The sequence below is a fragment of the Bacillus hominis genome, assembly GCF_030348325.1.
Taxonomy (GTDB): domain Bacteria; phylum Bacillota; class Bacilli; order Bacillales; family Bacillaceae_G; genus Bacillus_A; species Bacillus_A hominis.
This window is the reverse complement of the sequence record NZ_JAUCFS010000005.1, coordinates 287,501-295,000: the sequence shown is the minus strand read 5'-3', so window position 1 is coordinate 295,000 and position 7,500 is coordinate 287,501. Positions and strand designations below refer to the sequence as shown.

General features: G+C 36.8%; 7 protein-coding genes and 2 rRNA genes (1 of these 9 running past the window's edge). 7 read left to right on the top strand and 2 right to left on the bottom strand.

The window, feature by feature from the left end; all coding sequences use genetic code 11:
* The first annotated feature begins 17 nt into the window (after positions 1-17).
* The 7 genes from QUF93_RS04035 to QUF93_RS04005 all read left to right on the top strand — a co-directional run bounded on the left by QUF93_RS04035 (position 18) and on the right by QUF93_RS04005 (position 6,065).
* Positions 18-731, top strand: coding sequence for a response regulator transcription factor (locus QUF93_RS04035; RefSeq protein ID WP_289357932.1), 714 nt, complete (start codon positions 18-20; stop codon positions 729-731).
* Entirely contained in the window at positions 721-1,734 is a 1,014-nt protein-coding gene (locus QUF93_RS04030; protein ID WP_289357931.1) for a sensor histidine kinase, read from the top strand. Before QUF93_RS04035 ends, QUF93_RS04030 begins: the two co-directional genes overlap by 11 nt.
* Before the next feature lie 77 nt (positions 1,735-1,811).
* Entirely contained in the window at positions 1,812-2,732 is a 921-nt protein-coding gene (locus tag QUF93_RS04025; RefSeq protein WP_289360955.1) for an ABC transporter ATP-binding protein, read from the top strand.
* Complete coding sequence (locus QUF93_RS04020; protein ID WP_289357930.1) at positions 2,725-3,462, top strand: ABC transporter permease; 738 nt, start codon at positions 2,725-2,727, stop codon at positions 3,460-3,462. Before QUF93_RS04025 ends, QUF93_RS04020 begins: the two co-directional genes overlap by 8 nt.
* A gap of 17 nt (positions 3,463-3,479) precedes the next feature.
* The gene (gene uppP / locus QUF93_RS04015) at positions 3,480-4,277 is read left to right on the top strand and encodes an undecaprenyl-diphosphate phosphatase UppP (RefSeq protein ID WP_289357929.1); all 798 of its coding nucleotides are present in this window, start codon (positions 3,480-3,482) and stop codon (positions 4,275-4,277) included.
* Between the two features lie 691 nt (positions 4,278-4,968).
* Complete coding sequence (locus QUF93_RS04010) at positions 4,969-5,391, top strand: hypothetical protein (RefSeq protein ID WP_289357928.1); 423 nt, start codon at positions 4,969-4,971, stop codon at positions 5,389-5,391.
* Between the two features lie 215 nt (positions 5,392-5,606).
* Positions 5,607-6,065: an ASCH domain-containing protein gene (locus tag QUF93_RS04005; protein ID WP_289357927.1), complete on the top strand. Its 459-nt coding sequence runs from the start codon at positions 5,607-5,609 to the stop codon at positions 6,063-6,065.
* Between the two features lie 135 nt (positions 6,066-6,200).
* Here QUF93_RS04005 and rrf read toward each other — a convergent pair.
* Both rrf and QUF93_RS03995 read right to left on the bottom strand, forming a co-directional pair.
* Positions 6,201-6,316 (bottom strand): 5S ribosomal RNA (gene rrf, locus QUF93_RS04000).
* 50 nt (positions 6,317-6,366) lie between these two features.
* Positions 6,367-7,500 (bottom strand): 23S ribosomal RNA (locus QUF93_RS03995); it runs 1,788 nt beyond the window's last position.

Below are 7,500 nucleotides of genomic sequence, written 5' to 3'. Positions count from 1 at the left end.
TAGAAGCAGGTGACGATATGAAAGATATATGTATTCTTATAGCAGACGATGATAAAGAAATCCGAGATTTATTAAAAAGATATTTAGAACGAGAGTTATACATAGTAGATACTGCAATCAACGGTGAAGAGGCACTGCACTTATTTAATCAAAACAACTATAACCTCGTTATATTAGATCTTATGATGCCGAAAGTAGATGGGATCGAAGTATGTAGAAAGCTTAGAGATACAACTAACATTCCTATATTAATGCTAACTGCTAAAGATCACGAAGTTGATAAAATTTTGGGCTTAAGCATCGGTGCTGATGATTATATTACGAAGCCTTTCAGTATTCACGAAGTGGTTGCACGAGTAAAGGCTCTTATGCGACGTTTTTTAGTTCTTGGAAGTAACACTAATGTACAAGAGAAAACAACTTTAGCTTTTAAAGGACTAACTATCGATTTAAATAAATACACAGTTCATACGAACGAAAAAGAAATCAACTTAACTGGAAAAGAACTTGAACTATTAAAATTCTTTACTTCAAACCCAGGGCAAGTATTTACAAAAACACAGCTCTTCCGAAATGTGTGGGACGATAATTATATAGAAGATGACAATACCGTTATGGTACATATTAGAAAACTTAGAAAGAAAATAGAAATCGATCCTTCCAACCCAAAATTCATTCAAACTGTATGGGGAATTGGTTATAAGTTTGTAGGTGAAAAAGTTGAAGAATGATAAGATCCTCTTCCTTATTTCATTACAACTTATCATTTGTGGGCTTTTAAATATACACATGGGCCCAAAAATAAAAATACCTTTATTTATTACTCTTATCTTAATTACAATATATCTCTTCTTTTCAAGAATACAATTTATTCAAAGTTGCAAATCAATGGCCACTAAATTAAGTCGTGCACGTAAAGGAAATTTACAAACGAGGTTATTCACAAACAATGACCGCTCATTACATAACATTGTGTTTTCAATAAACGAATTAATAGCTGAATTAGAACAGGGTCAGATCGAAGCGAGGACATCCCAAGAAGCTAGAAAACAACTTTTATCCAATATCTCACATGATATCCGAACACCACTCACTTCTATTATTGGATATATTGATGCTTTAAAAGATGATGTCGCTGCTTCTGAAGTAGAAAAGCAAGAATATCTTGAAATACTTTATAAGAAATCGAATGACTTAAAACATCTAGTCGATGCAATCTTTAATATGGCCAAGCTAGATGCTGATGAATTCCCATTAAAAGAAGAAGAACTCGATTTTTCCGAAGTTACTAGAGAAGTATTAATCGAATTTTTACCCGAGCTATCAAAACATAACATTGAACTACAAGTTCTCATACCAGAAGCTACTTCTCCTATTATTGCAGATCACCTTAGCCTTATACGAATTATAGGTAATCTAATTAAAAATGCTATTCATTACGGAAAAACTGGGAAAATAGTAGGAGTCGAACTACTAGAAACCAATACAGAATATAAGCTTCTTATTTGGGACAAGGGACCTGGTATTCCAAAACATGATTTACAAAACGTATTTAAGCGGATGTACCGAAGCGAACAATCAAGAAATCCTTCTTATGGTGGTAGTGGCCTCGGACTTTCTATTTCTAAAGCGCTCGTTGAAAAAAATGGTGGGCATATATGGGTTGACAGTATTCCCTGGGAACGAACTACTTTTGGTTTTTCTGTCCCAAAACACACTACTTTTAAGAAATAGTTAAGAAATGATTAATATGCAGTTAAACCTTCCTTTTTATTATGTAATTAAGAACTTATAGAAAGTAGGTACCCACTATAAATACAATTATAAAAACGACAAACCTTACTAAAGTTTATGGGACCCAAAAATCAGTAGATAATCTAAATATGAATGTACAGCAAGGAGAGATTTATGGATTCATAGGGCGTAACGGTGCTGGGAAAACAACTACAATCCGTATGTTGCTTAGTCTTATAAAACCTACAAGTGGAAATATAGAAATATTCGGTGGGGATTTACTTCGGAATCAAAAAGACATTTTAAGAAGAATTGGTTCTATCGTTGAAGTTCCTGGGTTTTATGAAAACTTAAATGCAAGAGAGAACTTATTAATTAATGCAAAGATAATTGGAGTTCACAAAAGGAATGCAATTGAAGAAGTATTAGAAATTGTAGGCTTGCATCACGAAACAAAAAAATTAGTAGGAAAATACTCTTTAGGAATGAAGCAACGCTTAGGAATTGCACGTGCTCTTCTCCATTATCCTGAACTACTCATACTAGATGAACCAACTAACGGACTAGATCCAATCGGTATTAAAGAAATGCGAAAACTCATTAAATCTTTAGCTCAAGAAAGAAATATAACGATACTCATTTCTAGTCATATATTAGCTGAGGTGGAACAACTAGTCGATCGTATGGGAATTATTCATGAAGGAAGGTTATTAGAAGAAGTTTCTCTTGATACACTGCGTAAAGCCAATCGTAAGTACATAGAATTCCAAGTAAATAATGATAATAAAGCTGCGATGCTATTAGAAAATCATTTTCAAATTTTTGATTATGAAGTACATGATGAAGGGAATATTCGCATTTACTCTCATTTTGGACAGCAAGGACACATCAACAGAACGTTCGTTCTTAACGATGTTGAAGTATTAAAAATGATGATGAGTGAAGACAGATTAGAAGATTATTTCACTAAACTAGTTGGAGGTGGAACAATTGGTTAATCTACTCTATACAGAACTATTAAAGTTAAAACGTTCTAATATGTTTTTGATTAGTATTATCGGGGCTGGTGTCGCACCTTTCTTAGTGGTTGTAGCGTCTTATATACACATAAAGACAAAACAGCCTACTCCAACTATTTTGTTCCATCAATTATTCACTGAAGTTAACTTGTATACTACTTTAGTTATAGGATTCCCCTTATATGGAGTTGTAATTGCTTATCTATTTACCCGTGAATACACAGAAGATACATTAAAAAACTTGCTAACTATCCCAGTATCACGTATTAGCTTTATTATAAGTAAGTTTATCCTTCTATTCCTTTGGATCATGATGCTAACTTTAGTTGCTTGGGCGCTAACTTTATTATTAGGGCTAATAGGTAGCTTCCCTGGATTTAGTATCACCTTACTTTTAGGCTCTCTCGTAAAATTTTTGATATGTGGTGGACTTCTCTTTCTTTTGTCTTCACCTATTGTACTACTAACTCTTGTAATGAAGACCTATGTACCGCCTATTATATTAACAATCATTATTACAATGACTAACCTTATGATCGTAAATTCAAAACATAAAGACCTATTCCCATGGACCGCTACTCTAGATATAGCAAATAACGAATTACAACCGACTTATCCACCAGAGTATTCTTATATCATCATTGCAGTAACAGCTATTTTCGGATTTATTACAACACTATTCTACTTTAAAAGAGTAGATATTCATTAATTTATAGGAGTGAAACTATGAGCGATATCATCATTGCCTTCATACTTGGAATTGTAGAAGGCTTAGCTGAATTTTTACCTATCTCCTCTACTGGCCATCTTATATTAGTCGGACATTTATTAGGTTTTGAAGGAGAAAGAGCAAAAACGTTTGAAATTGTCATACAGTTAGGAGCGATTTTAGCTATCGCTATTTTATATCATAAACGCCTTGTTTCTTTATGTAATATTAAACCTCTTCTACAGAAAGAGAAAAAATTCAACGCATTCCATGTATTTCTTGGCGTATTTCCGGCAGTAGTTGCTGGTTTACTACTACATGATGTTATTAAAACATACTTATTTCAGCCGTATACTGTCGTAATTGGACTTGTAGCAGGAGCAATTCTTATGATTTTTGCAGAAGTAAAAAAGGCAGAGGCAACCTCTTTTTCACTAGATGATTTAACATACCGTCAAGCATTAACAATTGGATTATTCCAATGCTTAGCAGTATATCCTGGCTTCTCTAGAGCGGGCTCTACTATTTCTGGAGGGCTATTAGCAAAAGTAAATTATAAGGCTGCATCTGAGTTCTCTTTTCTCATTGCCATTCCTGTAATGGTCGGAGCTACAGGGTTAGACTTATTAAAAAGTTGGAAGTATTTAAGTGTAGATGATATTCCTATGTTTGCGGTAGGATTCATTACCTCTTTTATAGTAGCAATGCTAGCAGTAGTAACTTTTCTGAAGCTTTTAGAGAAGATAGGTCTAAAACCTTTTGCATATTATCGTATTTTATTGGCTATCTTATTTACGTTTTTCGTATTGCTATAGATTCATATAAGTCACATATTATTAACCGATATCGAAATTGGAATATCGGTTTTTATCTATTTCACCTCTAGTATTACTCACTTCAATATGGCATATTGGTAATACACCACTATTAATAATCTGAATATTCTTTGAACTAATCATTAAAATATGTAAAATCAAAAGCTATACTTGAAACCCAAGCCTAGTAATAGCATTTCTCCTTTAAACGCATATACTAAACTCAAAATAAGTACCTCAATTGATTGTATGTACCTATTACACCGTGTTAGAACGAACGTTCTAACACGGTGTAATACTACCAGCTTTACCATTAGAAGAACAAGTTGAGCTACTAACAAAGCATTTAGTTTCATTTAATAGTATTAACGGTACCATTCGCGAAGTTAGTATTATAGATGAACTATATAATATTTTAAAAAGCTTCTCTTATTTTCAAAAGTATCCTGAACACATATGGATTTAACATGTACCTCGTGATCCAATAGGTAGAAAAAATGTATTTGCAATTGTAAAAGGAGAAAACGACTCCCCCTCAACTATCATTTATCATTCACATCTAGATACAGTCGGTATTGAAGATTTCGGATCGTTAAAAGAACATGCTTTCTCTCCTGACACACTCCAAAAACATTTTCAAATCTACAAAAGTGATACAAATGTTCAAACCGACGCAAAATCTGGAGAGTGGTTGTTTGGCCGTGGTTCTCTTGATATGAAAAGCGGTGCTACGATTCATCTAGCCAATATACTACTATACTTCTCAGAACATATGCATTTAATCAAAGGAGATCTACTACTCTTATTCATTGGAGATAAAGAAGGAGAACATCGTGGGATTATCTCTGCCTTAACCGAATTCGAAAGACTAAAGCAAGAAAAACAATTACAGTATCGTTTGGCCATTAACAATGATTTTATAACACTTTTATATGCTGGAGATACTCAGCGCTACATTTATACAGGTACTGCTAGCAAGCTTCTTCCTTTTTTCTATATTTACGGAAGAGAAGTACACGTAGGCGATACATTGTCTGGCATTAACCCTAATTTTATTGCAGCACAAATCACAAATAGACTACATAACAACTATATCCATTACCATATGAAATAATCCGCAAATTAAACATCCCGTCTATTACTATGGGCGTCTACAAGAATAATGGCCATAAATGGACAGAACGTGTTTACAAACCCTATTCATTCAGCGTATTACCTTTATTAATCCGTAATACAAATTTCAAATGACTACAAAGCTATTACAAATAAGCAAATTGTCCAGGGTTTATAAAGAAAATCAACTTTAGCTAAAGTGAGGTAAAAATACAAATGAATCCATTAGCACAAACATATTGGGATACTTATTGGGGGAACAATGAAAAACCGAAATCTGTTACAGCTTGGCAATTTGGTGATTCTCCTGATTATCTCGCTAAACTAGTCATTGATGGTGTGAAAACCGCAACATGTTCCGGACATATTTTTTATGAATTGGAAAATGAACCGCTACCGACAACTAATGATTATAGTGTTATACTCAATAGCCAAGATGAACCTGTAGCTATCATTAAGGCAATAGAAGTAACTGTAACACCAATGAATAAAGTAAACGAGGATTTCGCTATTGCTGAAGGTGAAGGCGATCGTACTTATACTTACTGGAGGGACACCCATATTCAGTTCTTTACGAAGGAACTGAATGAACTTGGCCTTAGTTTTTCTGAAGATATGCTGCTTGTTTGCGAACGTTTTGAGCTTATCGATGTAAAAAACAAAGTGAAGCTATAATAAATAACCATTCTATATAAATACACTTACCTTTAAACAAATAAGCTTGTTATCCATAGGTTTCTTGAACCATAGATAACAAGCTTATTTTATTAAACACAAAAAAGACGAGTCATTCTGACTCGTCTTAAAGTTGCTTGGCAACGTCCTACTCTCACAGGGACAAGGTCCCAACTACCATCGGCGCTAGAGAGCTTAACTTCCGTGTTCGGTATGGGAACGGGTGTGACCTCTCTGCCATCATCACCAAACTGATGAAGGTATATTCCTTCAAAACTAGATAACATTTGCTTCATATTATATGGTTAAGTCCTCGATCTATTAGTATTCGTCAGCTCCACATGTCACCATGCTTCCACCTCGAACCTATCAACCTGATCATCTTTCAGGGATCTTACTAGCTTACGCTATGGGAAATCTCATCTTGAGGGGGGCTTCATGCTTAGATGCTTTCAGCACTTATCCCTTCCGCACATAGCTACCCAGCTATGCCCTTGGCAGAACAACTGGTACACCAGCGGTGCGTCCATCCCGGTCCTCTCGTACTAAGGACAGCTCCTCTCAAATTTCCTACGCCCACGACGGATAGGGACCGAACTGTCTCACGACGTTCTGAACCCAGCTCGCGTACCGCTTTAATGGGCGAACAGCCCAACCCTTGGGACCGACTACAGCCCCAGGATGCGATGAGCCGACATCGAGGTGCCAAACCTCCCCGTCGATGTGGACTCTTGGGGGAGATAAGCCTGTTATCCCCGGGGTAGCTTTTATCCGTTGAGCGATGGCCCTTCCATGCGGAACCACCGGATCACTAAGCCCGACTTTCGTCCCTGCTCGACTTGTAGGTCTCGCAGTCAAGCTCCCTTATGCCTTTGCACTCTACGAATGATTTCCAACCATTCTGAGGGAACCTTTGGGCGCCTCCGTTACACTTTAGGAGGCGACCGCCCCAGTCAAACTGCCCACCTGACACTGTCTCCCGGGTCGATAAGACCCGTAGGTTAGAATTTCAATACAGTCAGGGCGGTATCCCACCAGCGCCTCCACCGAAGCTAGCGCTCCGGTTTCAATGGCTCCCGCCTATCCTGTACAAACTGTACCAAAATTCAATATCAGGCTACAGTAAAGCTCCACGGGGTCTTTCCGTCCTGTCGCGGGTAACCTGCATCTTCACAGGTACTATAATTTCACCGAGTCTCTGGTTGAGACAGTGCCCAAATCGTTACACCTTTCGTGCGGGTCGGAACTTACCCGACAAGGAATTTCGCTACCTTAGGACCGTTATAGTTACGGCCGCCGTTTACTGGGGCTTCAGTTCAGAGCTTCGCTTACGCTAACCCCTCTCCTTAACCTTCCAGCACCGGGCAGGTGTCAGCCCCTATACTTCGCCTTACGGCTTCGCAGAGACCTGTGTTTTTGCTAAACAGTCGCTTGG

Excerpts from the sequence above, each read along its gene's own strand:
- QUF93_RS04035 (WP_289357932.1), top strand. The coding sequence starts at position 18 with ATGAAAGATATATGTATTCTTATAGCAGACGATGATAAAGAAATCCGA.
- uppP (WP_289357929.1), top strand. The coding sequence starts at position 3,480 with ATGAGCGATATCATCATTGCCTTCATACTTGGAATTGTAGAAGGCTTA.
- QUF93_RS04005 (WP_289357927.1), top strand. The coding sequence starts at position 5,607 with ATGAATCCATTAGCACAAACATATTGGGATACTTATTGGGGGAACAAT.